We start from the raw sequence: 22344 nt of genomic DNA, 5'->3' as shown, positions 1-22344 counted from the left end.
TGAGCGGCCGATAGGCTGACGCGATGCGCCCTGCTCTGAGCGACTATCAACATCTGGCCAGCGGCAAAGTCCGCGAGATCTACCGCATCGACAACGAGCACCTGCTGTTCGTCGCCAGCGACCGGATCTCGGCCTACGACTACATCCTGGACAGTCTGATCCCCGACAAGGGTCGCATCCTCACCGCGATGAGCGTGTTCTTCTTCGACTACATCGACGCCCCCAACCACCTGGCCGGCCCGCCCGACGACCCCCGCATCCCCGACGAGGTGCTGGGCCGCGCCCTGGTGGTGCGCCGGCTGGAGATGGTGCCGATCGAGTGCGTGGCCCGTGGCTACCTCACCGGTTCGGGCCTGCTGGACTACCAGCGCGACGGCACCGTGTGCGGTATCGCGCTGCCCCCGGGGCTGGTCGAAGCCAGCAAGTTCGACGAGCCGCTGTTCACCCCGGCGAGCAAGGCCGAGCTGGGCGAACACGACGAGAACATCACATTCGACAAGGCCATCGAACTCGTCGGCGCCGTGCGCGCCAACCAACTCCGCGAACGCACCCTGCAGATCTACATCCAGGCCGCCGACCACGCGTGGGCGAAGGGCGTCATCATCGCCGATACCAAGTTCGAGTTCGGTGTCGATGCCGACGACCGGGTGGTGCTGGCCGACGAAGTCTTCACCCCGGACTCGTCCCGGTACTGGCCCGCCGACAGCTATCGGCAGGGGGTGGTGCAGCCCAGCTACGACAAGCAGTTCGTTCGCAATTGGCTCACCGGGCCCGAATCAGGCTGGGACCGTCACGGTTCGGCCCCGCCACCGCCGTTGCCCGACGATATCGTCGAAGCGACCCGTGCCCGTTATATCGAAGCCTACGAACGCATTTCAGGTTTGTCGTTCGCCGACTGGATCGGACCCAACCCGTGACTGCTCCCATCGCCAAGCGGGTCGACACCGAACGTGTCTTCCATGACGATGTCTTCGTCGATCCCTACGAGTGGTTGCGTGAAAAGTCCGACCCGGAGGTCATCGGCTACCTGGAAGCCGAGAACACCTACGCCGACGAGACCACCGCACACCTGGAGCCGTTGCGGCAGAAGATCTTCGACGAGATCAAAGCCCGCACCAAGGAAACCGATATGTCGATTCCGACTCGGCGCGGTGACTGGTGGTATTACGGGCGCAGTTTCCAAGGCAAGCAATACAGCGCCCATTGCCGCGCCCCGATCGCCGGCGCCGACGACTGGGACCCGCCGGTATTCGATGAGAACACCAACGTCCCCGGTGAACAGGTGCTCCTCGACGAGAACATCGAGGCCGACGGCCACGACTTCTTCTCACTCGGCGCGAGCAGCGTGAGCCTGGACGGCAATCTGCTGGCGTACTCCGTCGATGTCGTCGGCGACGAACGGTACACCCTGCGGTTCAAAGACTTACGCACCGGTGAGCGCATCGGAGATGAGATCATCGGAATATCGTCCGGGGTGACGTGGGCCGCCGACAACGCCACGGTGTACTACACGACGGTCGACGAGGCGTGGCGCCCGGACACCGTCTGGCGCCATCGGCTCGGCTCAGATCAGCCCGACGAGCAGGTGTTCCATGAGTCCGACGAACGGTTCTGGATCGGGATTGGCCGCACCCGCAGTAACAAGTACGTGATCATCGCCGCCGGCTCCGCGATCACCTCGCAGGTCTGGTTCGGCGATGCCGATGACCCGAACACCGGATTCACCAGCGTGCTTCCGCGCCGCGACGGTATCGAGTACTCGGTGGATCACGCCGTCGTCGGCGGTGCGGACAAGTTCCTCATCCTGCATAACGACGGTGCGGTCAACTTCACTCTTGTCGAGGCGCCGGTCGCCGATCCAGGAGACCAGCGCACCTTGATTCCCGCGCGCGACGATGTGCGCCTCGACGGTGTCGATATATTCGCCGACCACCTGGTGGTCAGCTACCGTAGGGAAGCACTGCCGCGAATCCAATTGTGGCCCATCACTGCCGATGGCTATGGCGCGCCCGAGGAGATCGCCTTCGACTCGGAGCTGTCGTCGTCGGGGATGGCCGGCAACCCAAACTGGTCAACACCCAAGCTACGGGTGGGCACCACCTCGTTCGTCACCCCGCTGCGCATCTACGATCTCGACCTGGCCACCGGCGAGCGCACGCTGCTGCGCGAGCAGCCGGTGCTGGGCGGCTACCGCCGAGAGGACTACGTCGAGCGCCGGGATTGGGCCGTCGCCGAGGACGGCACCCGCGTGCCGATCTCCGTCATCTACAAAGCGGGTATCGAATTCCCGGCTCCCGCATTGTTGTACGGCTACGGCGCCTACGAGTCGTCGGAGGACCCCCGCTTCTCGGTGGCGAGGCTGTCCCTGCTTGACCGGGGAATGGTCTTCGCGATCGCCCACGTCCGCGGTGGTGGTGAGATGGGGCGGCTGTGGTACGAACATGGCAAGCTGCTGGAGAAGCGGAACACCTTCACTGACTTCATCGCGGCAGCACAGCATCTCGTCGACTCCGGATTGACCCGACCAGAGAATCTGGTGGCTCTGGGCGGGAGTGCCGGCGGCCTGCTGATGGGGGCCGTCGCGAACCTGGCGCCGCACCTGTTCGCCGGAATCCTCGCGCAGGTGCCCTTCGTGGATCCGCTGACCACGATCCTGGATCCGTCGTTGCCGCTGACGGTGACGGAGTGGGACGAGTGGGGAAACCCCTTGGAGAACAAGGATGTCTACTTCTACATGAAGTCGTATTCGCCGTACGAGAACGTCGAAGCCAAGCAGTATCCGGCGATCCTGGCGATGACGTCGCTCAACGACACCCGGGTTCTCTACGTCGAGCCCGCGAAGTGGGTTGCCGCACTTCGACACACCAAGACCGACGCGCATCCGGTACTGCTGAAGACTCAGATGGCCGCCGGCCACGGTGGGATCAGCGGCCGCTACGAGCGCTGGAAGGAAACCGCTTTCCAGTACTCGTGGCTGCTGTCCACCGCGGGTGCTTGCTAGGGTCAGCCGCATGAGTCTGACCGATATCCCGCTCACCACGCTCGCCGGCGCACCCACCTCGCTGGCCGACTACGCCGACCGCGCGGTCCTTTTGGTCAACGTTGCCTCCAAATGCGGCCTCACCCCGCAGTACGAGGCGATGGAGAAACTTGCCCGCGACTATGCCGACCGCGGGCTGACCGTGATCGGCGTGCCGTGTAACCAGTTCATGGGGCAGGAGCCGGGATCGGCGGAGGAGATCCAGACCTTCTGCTCGACCACCTACGGGGTGACGTTCCCGCTGCTGGCCAAGACCGATGTCAACGGGCCGGGCCGGCACCCGCTCTACGCCGAGCTCACCGCATTCGCAGACGGCGAGGGCAAAGCCGGTGACATCCAGTGGAACTTCGAGAAGTTCGTGATCGCACCGGGTGGCTCGGTGGTCAACCGGTTCCGCCCGCAAACCACACCGGATGCCCCCGAAGTGGTGGCGGCGATCGAGGCGGTCCTGCCGGGCTGAACCCGGATGGACGCCTGACATCTTGATGTCAGACACCGTACGGACATCTGAAATTGCCACACTGCAACTGTGGCTGGACAACTCATCGTGTCGGTGTCCGGCATCAGTGACCGCACGTGCGGCGACGTCACCGAGTTCTGCAGGGCACTCGACGCCCGCAACGTTGCGCTGTCGCTGCTGGTCGCACCGCGGCAAAAGAATGGCTACCGGCTGGAATCCGACCCGCGCACCATCGACTGGCTGACCCGCCGGCGCGCCGAAGGGGATGCGGTAGTGCTGCACGGCTTCGACGCCGCGGCCACTAAGCAGCGGCGCGGCGAGTTCGCCGCGCTGCCTGCGCACGAAGCGAACCTGCGGCTGATGGGAGCCGACCGAGTGCTCGAACACGTCGGCCTGCGCACCCGGCTGTTCGCTGCTCCGGGTTGGACAGTCTCGTCGGGCACCGCGCTCGCGCTGCCGCGCAACGGCTTCCGCCTGCTGGTCGATCTGCACGGGATCACCGATCTGGTGACCGGCGAGACTGTGCGCGCACGGGTGGTCGGCATCGGCGAAGGTTTCGTCACCGAACCATGGTGGTGTCGCACGCTGGTGCTCTCCGCGGAACGCACCGCACGCCGTGGTGGAATCGTCCGATTGGCCGTCACTGCAAAACAATTGGGCAAGGTCGGGCCTCGTCAGGCCATGCTCGACGCGATCGATCTGGCCCTCATGCACGGCTGCGTGCCGACGGTGTACCGCTGGGGATCAGCGGTACCCGCCACCTCCGCAGCCTGACTAATGGCCCCTGACTATCGCCCTGAGCCACTCGCCGTCGTCGCCATCCCGCCGTCGACCGGGATGATCGCCCCGTTCACGTAGGCCCCGGCGCGACTGGCCAAGAAGACCGCGATGCCGGCCATATCGTCGTCGCGGCCGATCCGCCGCAGCGGCGACGAGGCGGCGATCGCATCACCGAAGGCGTCCAGCGTGGCGGCCATCATCTTCGACTGGAACGGCCCCGGTGCCACGGCGTTCACCGTGATGTGTTGCGGCCCAAGCTCTTTAGCCAGGACCCGGGTGATCTGGTGCAGGGCGGCCTTGCTGGCCGAGTAGGAGTAGGTGTTCATGACCGGGACGTGGATCCCGTCGATGCTGCCGATATTGATCACCCGTGCGGGGTCGTCCTGGGTGCCGGCCTTGCGCAACGCTCCCACCAATTCCTGGACCACCCAGAACGGCGATTTCACGTTCAGGTCGAGCACCTTGTCCCACGCCGAGGCCGGAAACGACTCCAGCGGTTCGCCCCACGTCGCGCCGGCGTTGTTGACCAGGATGTGCATCTCATCGGTGCCGGCAAGCACCTCGGCCGCCAGCCGTCTGCACTCCTCCTGCCTGGACAGATCCGCCGGAATGGCCCGTACTGTCCCGAACGCCGACAGCTCCGCAACGGCCTGCTCGCACTTGTCGGCCTTGCGGGAGCTGATGATCACGCTGGCACCGGCCTGCAGCAGCCCGCGCGCGATCATCACGCCGATGCCACTGCTCCCACCGGTGACCAGCGCGGTCTTGCCGGCCAGGCCGAACAGGTTCTCGAGATCGGTTGCGCTCACTGGTTTCTCCTTGGGGTGTCTATTCCGGCGGTTGGTCGAGTAGGTGTCGGCGTTGGGCCTCCTGCTGCGCGCGCTCGACGGTCGCCGGACAGGGTTGCCCGTGTCGGCGCACCCGCCAGTTTTCGAACATCAGCTGATCAATTCGCCTGTCTGCCTTGCGAGCTCAGAACCGGAACGAGTTTTCCTCCGGCAACACCCGGAAGTCGGTGTCGGTCATCTCGGTGAGCCGACCGTAATAGATGCCACGCGCCTCCGGAGCCACTATGCCCTGATGAATCGGGACCGCATGCGCCGGTGCCACCGCCCGCAGGTAGTCGACCGCCTCGGAGATCCGCATCCATGGTGCGGCCGCCGGAGCGGCCAGCACGTCCACCGGCTCGTCGGGCACGAACAACGCATCGCCGGGATGCATGAGCCGGGCGGGATGGTCGTCATCGCCGACCAGATACGAGATGTTGTCGATCACCGGGATCTCCGGATGGATGACGGCGTGCCGCCCGCCGACCCCGCGGATCGTCAGGCCGGCGACGCTCACCGAGTCGCCGACGTGCACGGCGCGCCACGGTTCACCGAGCTCGGCTGCGGTAGCCGGATCGGCGTAGAGCACCGCGTTCGGGTTGGCCTCGACCAGTGCGGGCAGCCGTTCCCGGTCAGCATGGTCGGCGTGTTGGTGGGTGATCAGGATGGCCGACAGGCCGGTGACACCCTCGAAACCGTGGGAGAAACTTCCCGGATCGAACAACAGCGTGGCTCCGTCGAACTCGGCGAGAAGGCACGAATGCCCGAAATGCGTCAGTTCCATGTCTACGATTGTGCGCGCGTGGGGAGGCGGCGAAACGTGCGGTTGGCTATCGCGGTGGTGCTGGTGGCCTGCGGGCTTGCCATCGCACCGCCCGCTGCCGCCGACCCCGACACCTGCCCGCCCAACTGCGACCGCATCCCGGACGCCGCGTGGATTGCGCCGTGGGCGATACCGCTCAATGCCCGCTACACCTGGCCGCGCCTGGCCGGCGTCGCGGTGACTGCCACCGCGCCGCGGTTCCGTTTCGAAGAACTGTGCGGCACCCCGCCGGTCGCCGAGGATCCGCGTGCCTACGCCGTCGCCGAACGGGCCACGGTGATCAACCCGGACGGCCAGTGGCAGCTGCAGGCGACGGTGATGCACTGGCGCGGAGAGACCTGGCGCGGGGGTGAGCTCGCCGACGACGTCTTTCACCGTGCTGTGGCCGCGCTGCGGTCCTGCCAACGCACCAATCCAACGGCCTCGCCCTCGCTGACTGTCGACCAGCAGGACCGGATGGCCGCGGTGATCAGCGGACCGGTGATCCTGCGCCAGTATCTGATGACCAACGCAGCCAACAGCTCCGTGACCGAGTTGGCGCTGTGGTCGACCGCACCACCACTGACCGCATGGCCGATGGCCAGCGACGAGACCCTGCTCGATGCGCTCGGCGCGCCCTTGTGCACCGCCTACATCGGGTCATGCCGGTGAGCCGCCGGTAGAGTTACCACCGCAACATTCCCCGACGTCAGCAGGAGAGCCCGTGGCCCGTGTGGTGGTCAACGTGATGCCCAAAGCCGAGATTCTCGACCCCCAGGGTCAGGCCATCGTCGGCACCCTGGGCCGGCTGGGACACGCCGGCGTCTCGGATGTCCGGCAGGGCAAACGATTTGAACTCGAAGTCGACGATTCGATCAGTGATTCCGAACTCGCCGAGATCGCCGAGTCGCTGCTGGCGAACACGGTGATCGAGGACTGGTCCGTCACCCGGGAGCAGGCGTGAGCGCACGGATCGGGGTCATCACCTTCCCCGGCACGCTCGATGACGTCGACGCCGCCCGCGCGGTTCGGCTGGCCGGCGCCGAGGAGGTCAGCCTCTGGCATGGTGACGCCGACCTCAAAGGCGTCGACGCCGTCGTCGTGCCGGGTGGTTTCTCCTACGGCGATTACCTGCGCTGCGGTGCGATCGCGAAGTTCGCACCCGTCATGGGTGAGGTCATCACCGCGGCCAACGCCGGTCTGCCGGTGCTGGGCATCTGCAACGGATTCCAGGTGTTGTGCGAGGCCGGGCTGCTGCCGGGTGCGCTGACCCGCAACGCCGGTCTGCACTTCATCTGCCGCGACGTCTGGCTGACGGTGGACTCCATCACCAGCGCGTGGACCTCGCGCTACGAGTCGGGCGCCGAGCTGTTGGTGCCGCTGAAGTCCGGTGAGGGCCGCTATGTGGCCAGCGAAGCCGTGCTCGACGAACTCGAGGGCGAAGGCCGGGTGGTCTTTCGCTACGCCGACAACCCCAACGGCTCGATGCGCGATATCGCCGGAGTCAGCTCGGCCAACGGCCGCGTCGTCGGGCTGATGCCGCACCCCGAACACGCCACCGAAGCGCTGACCGGCCCGTCGGACGACGGGCTCGGCCTGTTCCTCTCCGCGCTCGACGCGGTACTGGCCGCCTCCCCATAAGTGCGGCTGCAGTACTAGGTGGTCAGTGCGACCGACGCCTCGGCGGTGTAGCAGAGGAACGTCAGCGTCTCCTGCAGGTACAGCTGCACGGTGTCGGCATCATGGTTCAGGTAACCGATCGCGACATCGGTGCCCAGCTGAAGATCGAAATCGCCGCCACGAGTGCTCAGCAGGAACGCGCCGTCGATCGCGGGCGCCCAGATGATCTCGCCATCCACGAGTCGGTTGAGGTGCTCGCGGATCGGATAGCCGTGCTCGGTGGTCTCACTGACCTTCGTGTAGGCGTCCGCCGACAGCAGCACCGAATACGGACCGTCCACACCGGCCAGCCGCAGCTCGGAGAGCGCCTGCGCGAAGACGTCGGGGTACTCGCGGGCGTCCTCAGGCAGCGCCAGCGCCGGGTTGGAGCTGCAGCTGCGGATGCCATCGATCGACGCCGCTGAGTAACCTTCGAAAATCGCGCGATCCTCGATGAACGCCAGCTTCTTGGCGGCGTCCTTCACCGGATCCCAGTCGGAGTCCTGCGCACCGCGCTCCACATCGTCGATCGCGATGCGCGACACCGTGAACGGCACCCGCAGCCGCACCAGCGGCTTGGCCTCCCGAAGATGAGCCACCACGCCGTCCGCCGGGGCGGGCACGTCGCGCAGATGGCCGGTGCTGATCGCCGCCGTCACCGGCCCGCCCGGCTCGCTCACATCGACAACGCGGCGGCCGGCGATGTGTCGCTTGAAGGTCCGGGTGGCCTCCAATTCGATTTCATGCCAAGCTGATTCGGTGATCGGGGCAAGCTCGCGGTAAAGGTTGTTCATCAGGGCTGTCCTTTCAGGCTGCCAATCGCCAGTGAACCGTCGGAGGTGGTGGCGGATGCCGGGGGAGCTGCCGCGATCTCGCCGAAGTCCGGCAAGGGCGGGGGATCGTCGAGGAAATCGGCGACCGGGGTGAAGAACAGTGCGCCGGTGAGCGCCGTGGAGAAATCGAGGATGCGGTCCGTGTTGCCCGGCGGGTCGCCGATGAACATGTTCTCCAGCATCTTCTCGGTCACATCGGGGGAACGCGAATAACCGATGTAATAAGTCCCGGACTCGCCGGCGCCGATCTCGCCGAACGGCATATTGGCCCGGACGATCTTGCGCTCGTTGCCGTCGGCGTCCTCGATGACGTTCAGCGCGATATGGGAGTTGGACGGTTTCACATCATCAGCCATCTCGATGTCCTCGAGTTTGCTGCGGCCGATCACGCGCTCCTGCTCGGTCACCGACAGTGACTCCCACGACGCCATGTCGTGGACGTACTTCTGGATGTGCACATAGCAGCCGCCGGTGAAATCCGGATCCTCGTCGCCGATCTCGGTGGCGCTGACCGCTACCGGGCCGTCCGGATTCTCGGTGCCGTCGACGAAGCCCAGCAGATCGCGGTTGTCGAAGAACTTGAAGCCGTGCACCTCGTCGACGATGGTGATCGCGCCGGCCATGGCTTTGGCCACCCTGCTGCCCAGCTCGAAACAGACGTCGAGCACCTCGGCACGGATGTGGAACAACAGATCACCCGGCGTCGAGGGGGCGTGGTGACGGGCACCGGTCAACTCGACGAAGGGGTGCAGGTCCTTGGGGCGTGGCCCCGCGAACAACCGATCCCAGGCGTCGGACCCGATCGAGGTGACCATCGACAGGTGCTTGGACGGATCACGAAATCCGATCGCCCGCGTCAGACCCGAGAGGTCAGCCAAGGCGTCATGCACCACCGCCTCACCGCCGTCATTGATGGTCGCCACCAAAAAAATGGCAGCCGGTGTCAGGGGCGCCAGCACCGGTTGCGGCTGTGGAGGAGGCACCGCTAAACCCTAACCAATCCGATGTCGGCGATGATGGTGAACATGTCCACAGGTGCCAGCGCTCGCGGGTTGTGTGAGTTCATCGACGCGTCGCCGTCGCCGTTCCACGTCTGTCACACCGTCGCCGGGCGGCTGCGCGCCGCCGGCTACACCGAGCTGGCCGAAACCGCTCGGTGGCCGGACGGGGCCGGTCGGTACTACACGGTGCGGGCCGGCTCGCTGGTCGCGTGGCGGAGCGCCGACCCTGGCAGCCCCTTTCGCATCGTCGGCGGCCACACCGACAGCCCCAACCTGCGGGTCAAGCAGCATCCGGACCGGGTGGTGGCCGGCTGGCGGGTCGTGGCGCTGGAGCCCTATGGCGGGGCGTGGCTGAACTCCTGGCTGGACCGCGATCTCGGGATCAGCGGCCGGTTGTCGGTGCGTGACTCCGACGCCGTCGGTGGCGTATCGCACCGGTTGGTACGGATCGACGAGCCGATCCTGCGGGTACCGCAGCTGGCGATCCACCTCGCCGAGGACCGGGCGGCCGTCAAGCTCGACCCCCAGCGTCACGTCAATGCGGTATGGGGGCTCGGTGCCGAGCCCCGGTCATTCCTCGGCTACGCCGCCGAATGGGCCGGGGTGCCCGCGGCCGATCTGCTGTCCGCCGACCTGATGACCCACGATCTGACCCCTGCAGCGCTCACCGGTGGCGACGGCCAGTTCGTCAGCGCCCCCAGGCTGGACAACCAGGGCACCTGCTACGCCGGGCTGGAGGCGTTCCTGGCCGCCGAACCACGGGCATACCTGCCGGTGCTGGCGTTGTTCGATCACGAGGAGGTCGGCTCGACGTCGGATCATGGTGCCCAGTCGGATCTGCTGCTGACCACGCTGGAACGTATCGTCCTTTCCGCGGGGGGAGACCGGGAGGATTTCCTGCGCCTGCTGACCGCGTCGATGGTGGCGTCCGGCGATATGGCCCACGCGACGCACCCCAATTATCCCGACCGCCACGAACCCGGACACCTGATCGCCGTCAACGGCGGGCCGGTACTCAAGGTGCAGCCGAACCTGCGCTACGCCACCGACGGCCGCACGGCCGCCGCATTCGAGCTGGCCTGCCGGCAGGCCGGAGTGCCACTGCAGCGCTACGAACACCGCGCCGACCTGCCGTGCGGCTCGACGATCGGCCCGATGACATCGGCACGCACCGGTATCCCCACCGTGGACGTCGGCGCGGCCCAGCTGGCCATGCATTCGGCTCGTGAACTGATGGGCGCCGACGACATCGTCGCGTATGCGGCTGCGCTGCAGGCATTTCTGTCACCCGCCTAAGCCGCCCCGTTCACCAGCCGGACGCTTTGCGGACGGTCGCCAAACGCCGCCGCCTATCATCCGCCCGGTGCCGACAACCACGTTGCCGCCAGGTCCGCCGATCCCTCGGGCCGTTCAGTCCGCGTTGGCCGCCTATGAGGCAATCGTCGAACGTGAGGCCATCGCGGAATTCGAATCCTGGCCCCAGGAGCGCACTTTCGCGGCTCTACCCGCGATGCTGCGGATTACCCCGAACGTCATCCTGCGGACGGTGTTCGGGGCGGACGGCGAGGAGTCCGGCCGCCTGCGGGAAATACTCCCCCCCGGCCACCCAACTCGGGTCGAAACTGGCACTCATCTCTGTGCCGCAATGGGATTGGGGGCACCTGAGCCCGTGGGGCCGGTTCGATCAGTACCGCCGCGAATACGACCGGATCGCCGACGAGCTGATCCGCTGGTGCACCGCCGGCCACGAGACGACTGCCACCACGCTGGCCTGGGCCGTGGAGCGGCATCCGGCGCTGCATCGGTGCCGCGTTCGTGTCCAGGGAGATGCGGGTGGCGCCGCGGACTCTGCTGCGGGACTGCGCGATCAGGCCGTCGAGAGCGCCGGGCAAAGGTGCGCTGTTGCGCGCCACGGCCCGGACGCGCGCATAACACTTCGGTGAGGGATGATGCATACCCGTGGTGCAGTCCCTTATCGCGCTCTCGGTGGTCCTGGCGATCTGGTCTTTGCTCGCCCGCCCGATGCAACGGGGCCGGATCACTGCGCCGATCCTGCTGGTCGTGGTCGGGGCGGGCATCGAATACGGCACCTATAACGCCGTCGCCGACACCCTGAATACCCAGGTCGCCCAGCATCTCGCTGAGCTGATCCTGGCTGTGCTGGTCTTCGTCGACGCCACCGATGTGCGCGGCGGTCTGTTGGGCCGGGATCCCCGCTCGGCGCTGCGGCTGCTGAGCATCGCGCTTCCGCTGAGCATCGGACTGGCGTTCGTGCTGGGGTACTGGCTGTTGCCGGGTGTCACCTGGCCGGTGGCCCTGGTTCTCGCCTGCATCGTGGTGCCGACCGACTTCGCGCCCGCATCCCGAATACTGCGCGACGCACGGATTCCCGAGCGAGTGCGCGACCTGCTCAACGTCGAGGCGGGATTCAAGGACGGCATCATCGCTCCGGTACTTGTCTTCGCGCTGGCGCTGGCCTCGGGGCCCGAAGACGCCGAACCGCCGATGGACGCGTTCGCCACGGCGGTCCCCGAGGTCGGCATCGCCCTCGTCGTTGGCCCCCTCGTCGGATGGGTACTCGGCAAGCTGGCCAACACCGCCGAACGGCGCAACCTGATGACTGACCAATCCAAACGGATCATCTTCGTCGCCGCCCCGCTGCTCTCCTACTCGCTGAGCGTCGGTCTCGGCGGCAACGGGTTCGTATCCGCGTTCCTCTGCGGGATGGCACTCAACTATGTGCGCCGGGCGCAGGGCAACCGGCGGGAGCTGGAACTCATCGACGACGTCGCTGTGTTGCTGACCGCCTTCATGTGGTTCGTGGTGGCCGGCATCGGCGTCATCGCGCTGATGTCGGGCGGCATCACGTGGGGCATGGTCGGCTATACCGTGCTGGCCGTTTGCGTCGTCCGGCTGATTCCGGTGCTGCTCGGGCTGCTCGGATCGCGGCTGGACTGGCGGGAGCGGTTGCTCGTCGGCTGGCTGGGGCCACGGGGGACCACCTCGATCGTGTTCGGTCTGCTGGCATTCAACGTGCTCGAGGGCGACGTCGAGAAGACGGCGTTGTTGATCATGGTGCTGGTGGTGCTGAGCAGCGTGCTGGTGCACGGCCTCAGCGCGTCCTACGTCGCCCACGTCTTTGCGCGTTCCACTGTGCGACGGCGGGGCAGCGCGGCGCCGCGCCACTAGACTGTTCTGCGTGACATCTGGGCTCACTGGAGCTGTCGACAGCGTCGACCATGCGACGACCACCCCCGAGCACCCGCAGCCGTACCGCGAACTCGGCCTCAAAGACGACGAATATCAGCGGATCCGGGACATCCTCGGCCGCAGGCCCACCGACGCCGAACTCGCGATGTACTCGGTGATGTGGAGCGAACACTGCTCCTACAAATCCTCCAAGGTGCACCTGCGGTACTTCGGCGAGACCACCACCGACGAGATGCGCAAGTCGATGCTGGCCGGGATTGGCGAGAACGCGGGCGTGGTCGACATCGGTGACGGCTGGGCGGTGACGTTCAAGGTTGAGTCGCACAACCACCCGTCCTATGTCGAGCCGTATCAGGGCGCGGCCACCGGGGTGGGCGGCATCGTCCGCGACATCATGGCGATGGGCGCGCGCCCGGTGGCGGTCATGGACCAGCTGCGCTTCGGTGCGGCCGACGCCCCCGACACCCGCCGCGTGCTCGACGGCGTGGTCCGCGGCATCGGCGGCTACGGCAACTCCCTGGGTCTGCCCAATATCGGCGGCGAGACGATCTTCGATCCGTCCTACGCCGGCAACCCTCTGGTCAACGCACTGTGCGTCGGGGTGCTGCGCAAGGAGGACCTGCATCTGGCGTTCGCCTCCGGAACTGGGAACAAGATCATCCTGTTCGGCGCACGCACCGGGCTCGACGGGATCGGCGGGGTGTCGGTGCTGGCATCGGACACCTTCGGCGGGGATGAGGGCTCCGGTCCCGGCCGCAAGAAGCTGCCCAGTGTTCAGGTCGGCGACCCGTTCATGGAGAAGGTGCTCATCGAGTGCTGTCTCGAGCTGTACGCCGCCGGGCTGGTGATCGGCATCCAGGACCTCGGTGGCGCCGGATTGTCCTGTGCCACTTCGGAGTTAGCGTCCGCCGGTGACGGCGGGATGGCCATCGAACTGGACAGGGTGCCCCAGCGCGCGGCCAACATGACCCCGGCGGAGATCCTGTCCAGCGAATCGCAGGAGCGCATGTGCGCGGTGGTGGCCCCGGAGAACGTCGACGCGTTCCTGGCCGTTTGCCGCAAGTGGGAGGTGCTGGCGACGGTGATCGGTGAGGTCACCGATGGTGACCGGCTCCAGATCACCTGGCACGGCGAGACCGTCGTCGATGTGCCGCCCCGTACCGTCGCGCACGAAGGACCGGTCTATGAGCGGCCGGTGGCCCGCCCGGACTGGCAGGACGCGCTGATCGCCGACACCTCAGCCGCATTGCCGCGCCCGGTGACCGGCGACGAGCTGCGCGCGACTCTGCTAGCGCTGGTTGGCAGTCCACATCTATGCAGCCGCGCCTTCATCACCGAGCAGTACGACCGCTACGTGCGTGGCAACACCGTGCTCGCCGAGCACGCGGACGGCGGCGTGCTGCGCATTGACGAAACCACCGGTCGCGGTATCGCGTTGTCCACCGACGCCTCGGGGCGCTACACCCAGCTCGACCCGTACACCGGCGCACAGCTGGCGCTGGCCGAGGCCTATCGCAATGTCGCGGTCACCGGCGCCACCCCGATCGCGGTGACCAACTGCCTGAACTTCGGCTCGCCCGAGGATCCCGGCGTGATGTGGCAGTTCTCGCAGGCCGTCCGCGGCCTCGCGGATGGCTGTGTGGCCCTGGGTATTCCGGTCACCGGCGGCAACGTCAGCTTCTACAACCAGACCGGCGCGACGGCCATTCTCCCGACGCCGGTGGTGGGCGTGCTCGGTGTGATCGACGATGTCAGCCGGCGCATCCCCACCGGGCTGGGCAACGAGCCGGGGGAGACGCTGTTCCTGCTCGGTGAGACCCGCGACGAGTTCGACGGCTCGGTCTGGGCTCAGGTCACCGGTGACCACCTCGGCGGTGTGCCGCCGAGGGTGGACCTGACTCGGGAGAAGCTGCTGGCCGAAGTACTGGCCGCGGCCTCGCGGGACGGACTGGCCTCCGCGGCGCACGACCTGAGCGAAGGCGGCCTTATCCAAGCGGTGGTAGAGGCGGCCCTGGCGGGTGAAACCGGTTGCCGCATCGTGCTTCCCGAAGGGTTTGCGGAAGACGGAGGCCCGTTCACGTTCCTGTTCTCCGAATCGGCGGGGCGCGTGCTCGTGGCCGTGCCACGCACCGAGGAGAGCCGCTTCGCGGCCATGTGCGACGCCCGCGGGCTGCCGGCCACCCGGATCGGGGTGTCCGACCCAGGATCGGATTCCGTTGAGGTGCAAGGCTTATTCACGGTGACGCTGGAAGAGTTGCGGACCACCTCGGAGAAAGTGCTGCCCGGGCTTTTCGGATGACCAGCGCGGCCGACGACGTCACCGGTGAGGCGCAGTCCCCGCCCGAACCGCGGCGTTGCATCGATCGGCGCCAGCGTGCTGATCCTGGTGGCCATGCAGTACTCGTATCTGCCGAGCTGGATTTCGTTTCTTGCCGACCAGGAGAAGTCGGCCGAGATGGCCGGCGATGTCACCAGCGCGCAGGCCTCGCCTATCGGACATGGCCACAACTATGGGGACAGCCAGCTCGACGGCTGGGTCGCCGTCGCCGCACCGGACGGCTGGACGCCTGCGGACACCGAACGGATCCGCCGCGCGCTGGAAAAGCTCAGTGCGGCTGGCGGTCCGGAATTCCAATGATTACCAAGGATTCCGGGGCGCCGGGCGTGCGTGCAATCGTCAGTACCGCGGTGGCGGCCGCTGTCGGTGCTCCGTTGGGCCTGCGGCCGCCGCAGCTGTGGGCGGGACTGCGGACCGGCGCGGTGGCCGTCGGGGTGGTGGCCTCGACCGTCGCGGCATTGACCGCCGTACCGCGGGTTCGTGCCGGGATGACGGCCCGCCGCATCCCCGCGGATCCGGTCCGTTGGCTGGCGTTGGAGATTCCGATCGCCACGGCCTGGACGGAAGAGATGCTGTTTCGGGGCGCGCTTCAGGCCGTCGCCGTGCGAGCGGTCGGGCCGACCGTCGGCCCGCTGGTGCAGGCCGCCGCCTTCGGGCTCTGGCACATCCCCGACGCTAGGAGGGTCGGCGATCCGGTGCTCGGCACCGTGTTGGTGACGGGGGTGGCGGGCTGGGTATTCGGTTGGCTGGCCAAGCGGTCGGGGAGTGTGATTGCTCCGGTGCTGGCGCATATGGCGTTCAACGAGTCCGCCGCATTGGCGGCGCTGGCCCTGCAGCGGCGTCGATCCTGAAACTGATGATGCGTTTCGGGTGATCCGGATGATCCCGTCGCCGTCGGCCGCTTCGGCCTGTTCGGCAGGGTGCCGTCCGGCTGGCTGGTCGCCAGCCTGCCGAGATCCGCCGAGTTCAGGTAGTCGATTTCGTGCGGTGTGAAGCACATCGGCCCGCGCTAGGATCTCAAGTTCGGTTGACGTCAAGGCTCATGGCGGTGGATTGCCATACTCGACCTATGCCCGCCCGCAGTAGCGCTGACCCTGCGGCCACTGTGGCCGCTGTGACCGCCGTGGCGTCCTGGCTGCGTGATGAGAGCGCCGCCGCCCCCGACCGCACTGCGATCGCGGTGGCGGTCCGGCTGACCGCGCGCACCCTGGCCGCGCTGGCGCCCGGCGCGAGTGTGGAGGTTCGCATCCCACCTTTTGTTGCGGTGCAATGCATCTCCGGTCCCCGGCACACCCGAGGTACGCCACCCAACGTGGTCGAGACCGATCCGCGGACGTGGCTTCTGGTGGTGACGGGCCTCCTCGAGATGGACGACGCGGCCGGCCGCGGGATCCTGCGGCTCTCAGGATCGCGGGCCGGTGAGATCTCAGCATGGCTTCCCCTAGTGACAATCGCCGAGTAGGCGGCCCGACACTCGGGGTTCAGTTCCGCGTTTCCCTCTGATGCCCGTAAACTGGCTGACGTCACCGAACCCCGCCAGGGAGCAGCCCATATCGTGACCGAAGAAGTCGAAAACCCACCTGCGGAAGAATGCGGCGTCTTCGGAGTCTGGGCTCCGGGCGAAGATGTTGCGAAACTCACTTACTACGGTCTCTATGCCTTGCAACACAGGGGCCAGGAGGCGGCCGGTATCGCCGTCGGCGACGGATCGCAGGTCCTGGTCTTCAAGGATCTGGGCCTGGTCAGCCAGGTGTTCGACGAGCAGACGCTGGCCGCGATGGAAGGCCATGTCGCTATCGGGCACTGCCGCTACTCGACGACCGGCTCGACCACCTGGGAGAACGCCCAGCCGGTTTTCCGCAACACCGCGGCGGGCACCGGAGTGGCGCTGGGTCACAACGGAAATCTGGTCAACACCACCGAATTGGCGGCGCGCGCCCGCGAGGCGGGGCTGATCAACCCGAACATGCCGGGTGCGGCGAGCACCGACTCCGACATCCTCGGCGCCCTGTTGGCCCACGGCGCGGCGGACTCCAGCATCGAGCAGGCCGCTCTGGCGCTGCTGCCCACGGTGCGCGGCGCCTTCTGCCTGACCTTCATGGACGAAACCACGCTGTACGCCGCCCGCGACCCGTACGGGGTGCGCCCGCTGTCGCTGGGCCGGCTGGACCGCGGCTGGGTGGTGGCGTCGGAAACGGCCGCGCTCGACATCGTCGGCGCATCCTTCGTCCGCGATATCGAACCCGGTGAGCTGCTGGCCATCGACGCCGACGGCGTCCGCTCCACCCGCTTCGCCAACCCGACCCCCAAGGGCTGCATCTTCGAGTACGTCTATCTGGCCCGGCCCGACAGCACGCTCGTTGGCCGCTCGGTGCACGCGACCCGCGTCGACATTGGACGCCGGCTGGCCCGGGAGAAGCCCGTCGAGGCTGACCTGGTGATCGGGGTACCGGAATCCGGCACTCCCGCCGCCGTCGGGTACGCGCAGGAATCCGGCATCCCGTTCGGCCAGGGCCTGATGAAGAACGCCTACGTCGGGCGCACGTTCATCCAGCCGTCGCAAACGATTCGGCAGCTGGGTATTCGACTCAAGCTCAACCCGCTCAAAGAGGTGATCCGCGGTAAGCGCCTCATCGTCGTCGACGACTCGATCGTGCGCGGCAACACCCAGCGAGCCCTGATCCGGATGCTGCGGGAGGCCGGTGCCCTCGAGGTGCACGTGCGCATTGCCTCACCGCCGGTGAAGTGGCCCTGCTTCTACGGAATTGACTTCGCCACCCCCGCCGAACTCATCGCCAACGCGGTGGACAACGAGGACGAGATGCTCGAGGCGGTGCGCCACGCGATCGGCGCGGACTCGCTGAGCTATATCTCGCAGCAGGGCATGATCGCGGCGACCGAACAGCCGCCAACCCGGCTGTGCTGCGCCTGCTTCGACGGCAAGTACCCGATCGAGCTGCCGGGCGAGGCTTCGCTCGGTAAGAACGTCGTCGAGCACATGCTGGCCACCGCCGCGCGTACCGGCCTACCGATTCAGCCGGTGCAAGCCGACAACGCCAACGTCTCGGCGCTCAGTCGACCCTGACGTTCACCGTCGCGGCGGCCGCGAGGGTCCGGCCCAGTCTGGATCGCTGGGTAGCAGCGCGGCATCGCTGGTGTCCCAACTGCGCTGGAATCCGTTGCTGGCCAATGCTTCCGAGACAGCTCGCCGGTACGGCGTGAGGCCCGTGGCGGGTGGCTTGATGATCGTGTCGATATCGTCGTTGGCCATCACCGCATCACAGTGCAACGACTCTACGAGCGGCCGAGCCAATCCGGACGGAATCGGCGTCACCAGACCCACCCAGAGCGACGCGATCCGTGGGGTCAGCACTGGCAGGACCAGGATGCGTCGCCTGGCCAGCCCCGCGACCTCGGCGTAGATCTGCATCATGTCGCCGTATTCCAGGACGTCCGGCCCGCCCACGTCCCAGGTCCGCGATGTCGGCACCGTCGCGGTCGCGGCGGCGGCCAAGTAGTGCAGCACGTCGGAGATCGCGATCGGCTGGATCTTGTTGTGCACCCACTTCGGCGTCGTCATCACCGGCAGCCGGTTGGTGAGGTGACGGACCATCTCGAACGACGCCGAGCCCGAGCCCACCACGACGCCGGCCTGCAACACGACTGTTTCGATACCCGATGCGATCAGGATGTCCCCCACTGCGGCGCGGGACGTGAGATGCGTTGACAATGCCGCGTTCTCGGGGTGCAGGCCGCTGAGGTAGACCAAGCGCCGGACTCCGGCCTGCCGGGCGGCGGAGACCACGTTTTGCGCGGCCCGACGCTCTTCTGCGGCGAAATCCCGCGACGTGCCCATCGAATGCACCAGGTAATAGACGACGTCGACGCCGGTGAACGCGTCAGTGAGCGAGTCGGCGTCGCTGAGATCGCCGCGGGCCACCTCGATCCGGTCGCGCCAGGGCACATCCGCCAGCTTGTCCGGCGTGCGCGCCAGCGCACGTACCGCGACATCATCGTCGAGTAGGCGGGGCACTAGACGGCCACCGATGTATCCGGTTGCGCCGGTCACGAGGCACCGCGTTCGCTGCGTCATAGGTAAAGGATTGCCCGTTATTGGAAAGGGCAACCCGGATTGGGCATATCCACGGCCAGCGGGCTGCCGGCCGGGTCGATGTAGAGCACCCACATCACCAGCGGGGTGGCCCCTTCGTTGCGCCCCTCGTGCACGTAGCCCGTCCCGCTGCGCTCGGTGATGGCGTCACCCGGGTTGTAGACGCCGTCGACGGAACAGTCACCCTCGTAATGGGTCAGCGTGCCTTCTTTGATCACCCCGAACACCTGCCCGGGGTGATAGTGCCAGCCGGTGGTTCCGCCGGGCGCGATGGTGATCTCGCGGCTGATGTAGTCCTTGCCGTTGAGAGTGGCCTGCGACATGACGATGCCGTTGACGCCCTCGGCCGGGGTGGCCGCGGCCGAACCCGGCACCAGCATTATCGTGCCCAGCGCGATGGGGACGGCCACTCGTGAGTATCGCAACGGTGTCATGGGGCCTCACGGTGTCACAGAATGTCCCCATGGGGTTTCGCGGCTGGCCGATCGAGGCCGTCGAGTTCCACGAGGGCCTGGCGGCCGATAACTCCACGGCCTACTGGAGCGAGCACAGCGGCGTCTATGACCGCCAGGTCAAGGGGCCGATGGAGGAGCTGCTGGCTGAACTGGCCGACGAGTTCGGGACGGACAGGCTGTTCGGGCCCCACCGCGACGCGGCCGCGCTGACCCGGCACACAGGCATACGTCAATGGCTGTCCCGCCACGTCTGCTGACGACGGCGCGTTTCGGCGGCGGTCGGGGACCGGTAACCTTAGGCGCGATGACGGATCGCGAGGAAGACCACCACATTTCCTACGCATCGGCCGGCGTGGACATCGAGGCCGGTGACCGTGCGGTCGAGCTGTTCAAGCCGCTGGCGAAGCGGGCCACCAGGCCCGAGGTGCGTGGCGGGCTTGGCGGGTTCGCCGGGCTGTTTGCACTGCGTAGTGGCTATCGGGAGCCGCTGCTGGCCGCGTCGACCGATGGTGTCGGGACGAAGTTGGCCGTGGCCCAGGCGATGGACAAGCACGACACCGTCGGCCTTGACCTGGTCGCGATGGTCGTCGACGACCTCGTGGTTTGCGGTGCCGAGCCGCTGTTCTTGCAGGACTACATCGCTGTCGGGCGCACCGTCCCGGAGCGGGTTGCCGCGATCGTCGCCGGCATCGCCGAGGGTTGCGTGGCGGCCGGGTGCGCGCTGCTGGGCGGGGAGACCGCCGAACACCCAGGGCTGATGGAACCCGACCACTACGACATCTCCGCGACCGGCATCGGGGTCGTTGAGGCCGACGATGTACTGGGACCCGAGCGGGTGCGCCCAGGCGATGTGATCATCGCGATGGGTTCCTCGGGCCTGCACTCCAACGGCTATTCGCTGGCCCGCAAGGTTCTCCTCGACATCGATCGGATGAACCTGGCCGGACACGTCGAGGAGTTCGGCCGCACCCTCGGTGAAGAACTGCTCGAACCGACTCGCATCTATGCCAAGGACTGTCTGGCGCTGGCGGCCGAGACGCAGGTCCGCACCTTCTGCCACGTCACCGGAGGCGGGCTGGCAGGCAACCTAGAGCGCGTTGTGCCGCACGGACTGGTCGCCGAGCTCGACCGCGGGACGTGGACGCCGGCGCCAGTGTTCGCGATGATCCAGCAGCGCGGACGGATCGACCGCGTCGAGATGGAGAAAACGTTCAACATGGGCATCGGCATGGTCGCCGTCGTCGCGCCGGAGGACACCGACCGCGCGCTGGCGATTCTGACTGCACGCCATCTGAGTTGCTGGACATTGGGCATTATCACTAAGGGTAAGGACGGCCCACGAGCCAAGCTCGTGGGACAACACCCACGGTTTTAGTGCAGAGGTGGCGGCTCAGGGCCGCCAGTCGTCCTCATCTGCCCACGAGTCGTCGATCAACCCATTCTCTGACTTTTCGGGTTCGCTCCCGCCCGAGCCTGCCAACTCCTTACGGAGCCGATCGACATCGATCTGCGGAGAGCTGTATTTCAGCTCCCGAGCAACCTTGGTCTGCTTTGCCTTAGCCCGGCCGCGGCCCATTGGGGGAACCCCCTCGCGCAATAACGGAGCGGCCCGGGATCCAGGCGGCTCCGATCTGTGTATTGGTTATTGTCCTGCCAACACCTTACCGTGCCCGACAGCGATGTGCTGGCAGGCCCGTTCACCCGTGGGTGAACGTCACAGCGCGCCGCGGCGCAGCCGCTCCACCGCCAGCCGCCCCGCGCCCACCGCGTCGGTTGGCGGCACTGAATCCGGGTCGATCTCGGCGGCCACCTCATGCTCGCCGCCCGTGGTCAGAGCGGTTTCGGCCGGAATGCCCCGCTTCACCAGAGCCAGGGCGATCGGGCCGAGGTCGACGTGATCGACGACGGTCCCGAGCCGTCCGACGACACGCCCACCGGCCAGCAGGGGGTCGCCGGTGACGGGTCGGTCCCCAGAACCGTCGAGGTGGACCAGAACCAGCATCCGGGGCGGCTTTCCCAAGTTGTGGACGCGAGCGACCGTCTCCTGGCCGCGATAGCAGCCCTTGTCGAGATGCACAGCTCCTTGCCCGGGCCCGCCGATCCAGCCGACCTCATGGGGAATGGTCCGGTCGTCGGTGTCCACACCGAGCCGAGGTCGCTGCGCAGCGACTCGATGAGCCTCGTAGGCCCACACGCCGGCGCGCCGTACCCCGGCGGACTCCAGCCGGGACAGCCAGTCGGCGACGCCGGCGCGCGGGACCACCAGGTCGAGTTCGATCTGGCCTCGTTCGGTGGGCATCCGGCGTAGGAAGCCGCCACCCTCAACGGGCACGGCTTCCGATTCGGCGGGCAGTTCTTTCAGCCCCAGCGTCGCCAGCACGGCGGACTCGGGCAAGCCAGGGCCCAGTAGCGAGAGCACGGCAAGGTCAGCGGCCGCGGGCGCGACGTCGGCCCAGAACACCATCTTGCGCAGGTACGCCAGCAGCGGCTCGCCCCGCGACTCCTCGGTGTCGAGATAGGTGATCCCGCCCAGCTCGGTCTGAACCCAGTGATCCTCGACGCGGCCCTGCCCGTCGAGGCTGAGGTTCTCGGTGGACGTGCCGTCCGGCTGCTCGCTGACGTGTTGGCTCGAGAGGGAATGCAGCCAGCTGCGCCGGTCGGCCCCGGTCAGCTTGATGACCGCGCGGTTGGATCGGTCCACCACGACGGCATCGAGGGTGGCGGAACGTTGTTCGCCCAGCGGATCGCCGTAATGCCAGACCGCGCCGGCATCGGGGGAATTGTCAGGGGTGCGGACGGCTGACACACATCAACTCTACGTGTGACTG

At 67.1% G+C, this 22344-nt stretch carries 23 protein-coding genes and 2 pseudogenes; 17 read left to right on the top strand and 8 right to left on the bottom strand.

Features of this window, described 5'->3' with window-relative positions; translation table 11 throughout:
* Positions 1-23: 23 nt before the first annotated feature.
* From G6N13_RS04835 to G6N13_RS04820, 4 genes are all read left to right on the top strand, one after another.
* On the top strand, positions 24-917 hold the full coding sequence (locus G6N13_RS04835; protein ID WP_163695025.1) for a phosphoribosylaminoimidazolesuccinocarboxamide synthase: 894 nt from the start codon (positions 24-26) through the stop codon (positions 915-917).
* Positions 914-3001, top strand: coding sequence for a S9 family peptidase (locus tag G6N13_RS04830; protein ID WP_235677936.1), 2088 nt, complete (start codon positions 914-916; stop codon positions 2999-3001). The genes G6N13_RS04835 and G6N13_RS04830 overlap by 4 nt, the downstream gene beginning before the upstream one ends.
* Positions 3002-3011: 10 nt before the next feature.
* Positions 3012-3500, top strand: a complete 489-nt coding sequence (locus G6N13_RS04825) for a glutathione peroxidase (protein WP_163695024.1) — start codon at positions 3012-3014, stop codon at positions 3498-3500.
* Positions 3501-3569: 69 nt separating this feature from the next.
* On the top strand, positions 3570-4274 hold the full coding sequence (locus tag G6N13_RS04820; RefSeq protein WP_163695023.1) for a DUF2334 domain-containing protein: 705 nt from the start codon (positions 3570-3572) through the stop codon (positions 4272-4274).
* A gap of 14 nt (positions 4275-4288) precedes the next feature.
* Here the strand turns inward: G6N13_RS04820 and G6N13_RS04815 are convergent, their stop codons facing one another.
* The gene (locus G6N13_RS04815) at positions 4289-5089 is read right to left on the bottom strand and encodes an SDR family oxidoreductase (RefSeq protein WP_163695022.1); all 801 of its coding nucleotides are present in this window, start codon (positions 5087-5089) and stop codon (positions 4289-4291) included.
* Between the two features lie 163 nt (positions 5090-5252).
* Positions 5253-5891: an MBL fold metallo-hydrolase gene (locus tag G6N13_RS04810; RefSeq protein WP_163695021.1), complete on the bottom strand. Its 639-nt coding sequence runs from the start codon at positions 5889-5891 to the stop codon at positions 5253-5255.
* Between the two features lie 36 nt (positions 5892-5927).
* On the opposite strand from G6N13_RS04810, the gene G6N13_RS04805 reads away from it, so the two are divergent.
* From G6N13_RS04805 to purQ, 3 genes are read left to right on the top strand one after another with little or no spacing between them, the layout of a single operon-like run.
* The gene (locus G6N13_RS04805; RefSeq protein ID WP_163695020.1) at positions 5928-6581 is read left to right on the top strand and encodes an ATPase; all 654 of its coding nucleotides are present in this window, start codon (positions 5928-5930) and stop codon (positions 6579-6581) included.
* A 52-nt stretch (positions 6582-6633) separates the two neighbouring features.
* Positions 6634-6873, top strand: coding sequence for a phosphoribosylformylglycinamidine synthase subunit PurS (gene purS / locus G6N13_RS04800; RefSeq protein ID WP_163695019.1), 240 nt, complete (start codon positions 6634-6636; stop codon positions 6871-6873).
* Positions 6870-7550 (top strand): phosphoribosylformylglycinamidine synthase subunit PurQ, encoded by a 681-nt coding sequence (purQ, locus tag G6N13_RS04795; RefSeq protein WP_163695018.1) that lies wholly within the window; start codon positions 6870-6872, stop codon positions 7548-7550. Before purS ends, purQ begins: the two co-directional genes overlap by 4 nt.
* A gap of 14 nt (positions 7551-7564) precedes the next feature.
* Here purQ and G6N13_RS04790 read toward each other — a convergent pair whose 3' ends face one another.
* Complete coding sequence (locus G6N13_RS04790) at positions 7565-8362, bottom strand: family 1 encapsulin nanocompartment shell protein (RefSeq protein ID WP_163695017.1); 798 nt, start codon at positions 8360-8362, stop codon at positions 7565-7567.
* Positions 8362-9384, bottom strand: coding sequence for a Dyp-type peroxidase (locus tag G6N13_RS04785; protein ID WP_163695016.1), 1023 nt, complete (start codon positions 9382-9384; stop codon positions 8362-8364). The genes G6N13_RS04790 and G6N13_RS04785 overlap by 1 nt, the downstream gene beginning before the upstream one ends.
* A 42-nt stretch (positions 9385-9426) precedes the next feature.
* Between G6N13_RS04785 and G6N13_RS04780 the strand changes: the two genes are divergently transcribed.
* The 8 genes and pseudogenes from G6N13_RS04780 (at position 9427) to purF (ending at position 18035) form a co-directional block, all read left to right on the top strand.
* Positions 9427-10698 carry a M18 family aminopeptidase gene (locus G6N13_RS04780; RefSeq protein ID WP_163695015.1) on the top strand — a complete coding sequence of 424 codons (1272 nt, stop codon included), beginning with the start codon at positions 9427-9429 and terminating at the stop codon, positions 10696-10698.
* Between the two features lie 341 nt (positions 10699-11039).
* On the top strand, positions 11040-11345 hold the full coding sequence (locus G6N13_RS24875) for a cytochrome P450 (protein ID WP_235677935.1): 306 nt from the start codon (positions 11040-11042) through the stop codon (positions 11343-11345).
* 16 nt (positions 11346-11361) lie between these two features.
* Positions 11362-12591, top strand: a complete 1230-nt coding sequence (locus G6N13_RS04770) for a cation:proton antiporter (RefSeq protein ID WP_163695014.1) — start codon at positions 11362-11364, stop codon at positions 12589-12591.
* 10 nt (positions 12592-12601) lie between these two features.
* Positions 12602-14911, top strand: a complete 2310-nt coding sequence (gene purL / locus G6N13_RS04765) for a phosphoribosylformylglycinamidine synthase subunit PurL (RefSeq protein WP_163695013.1) — start codon at positions 12602-12604, stop codon at positions 14909-14911.
* Between the two features lie 81 nt (positions 14912-14992).
* Positions 14993-15250: pseudogene (locus G6N13_RS04760) on the top strand (alpha/beta-hydrolase family protein); the annotation flags it as partial.
* Between the two features lie 26 nt (positions 15251-15276).
* On the top strand, positions 15277-15801 hold the full coding sequence (locus G6N13_RS04755) for an Rv0804 family intramembrane glutamic endopeptidase (protein WP_235677934.1): 525 nt from the start codon (positions 15277-15279) through the stop codon (positions 15799-15801).
* 218 nt (positions 15802-16019) lie between these two features.
* A complete protein-coding gene (locus G6N13_RS04745; protein ID WP_163695011.1) occupies positions 16020-16412 on the top strand; it encodes a sterol carrier family protein in 393 nt (130 codons plus the stop codon).
* Between the two features lie 93 nt (positions 16413-16505).
* Complete coding sequence (gene purF / locus G6N13_RS04740) at positions 16506-18035, top strand: amidophosphoribosyltransferase (RefSeq protein WP_407663872.1); 1530 nt, start codon at positions 16506-16508, stop codon at positions 18033-18035.
* 27 nt (positions 18036-18062) lie between these two features.
* On the opposite strand, the pseudogene G6N13_RS04735 reads toward purF, so the two are convergent.
* Positions 18063-19043 (bottom strand): annotated as a pseudogene (locus tag G6N13_RS04735) (NAD(P)H-binding protein); the annotation flags it as partial.
* 17 nt (positions 19044-19060) lie between these two features.
* Positions 19061-19495, bottom strand: coding sequence for a cupin domain-containing protein (locus tag G6N13_RS04730; RefSeq protein ID WP_163695009.1), 435 nt, complete (start codon positions 19493-19495; stop codon positions 19061-19063).
* Between the two features lie 29 nt (positions 19496-19524).
* On the opposite strand from G6N13_RS04730, the gene G6N13_RS04725 reads away from it, so the two are divergent.
* Positions 19525-19773 (top strand): DUF2461 family protein, encoded by a 249-nt coding sequence (locus G6N13_RS04725; RefSeq protein ID WP_235677932.1) that lies wholly within the window; start codon positions 19525-19527, stop codon positions 19771-19773.
* 47 nt (positions 19774-19820) lie between these two features.
* Positions 19821-20891: a phosphoribosylformylglycinamidine cyclo-ligase gene (gene purM / locus G6N13_RS04720; RefSeq protein WP_163695007.1), complete on the top strand. Its 1071-nt coding sequence runs from the start codon at positions 19821-19823 to the stop codon at positions 20889-20891.
* Between the two features lie 15 nt (positions 20892-20906).
* Here purM and G6N13_RS04715 read toward each other — a convergent pair whose 3' ends face one another.
* Together G6N13_RS04715 and ygfZ are read right to left on the bottom strand one after the other, a co-directional pair.
* The gene (locus G6N13_RS04715) at positions 20907-21092 is read right to left on the bottom strand and encodes a DUF3073 domain-containing protein (RefSeq protein WP_163695006.1); all 186 of its coding nucleotides are present in this window, start codon (positions 21090-21092) and stop codon (positions 20907-20909) included.
* Between the two features lie 138 nt (positions 21093-21230).
* A complete protein-coding gene (ygfZ, locus tag G6N13_RS04710) occupies positions 21231-22322 on the bottom strand; it encodes a CAF17-like 4Fe-4S cluster assembly/insertion protein YgfZ (RefSeq protein ID WP_163695005.1) in 1092 nt (363 codons plus the stop codon).
* Positions 22323-22344: the final 22 nt, after the last annotated feature.

The sequence above is a fragment of the Mycolicibacterium sarraceniae genome, assembly GCF_010731875.1.
In the GTDB taxonomy this organism is placed as follows: Bacteria; Actinomycetota; Actinomycetes; order Mycobacteriales; family Mycobacteriaceae; genus Mycobacterium; species Mycobacterium sarraceniae.
This window is presented reverse-complemented; position numbering and strand designations above follow the sequence as displayed.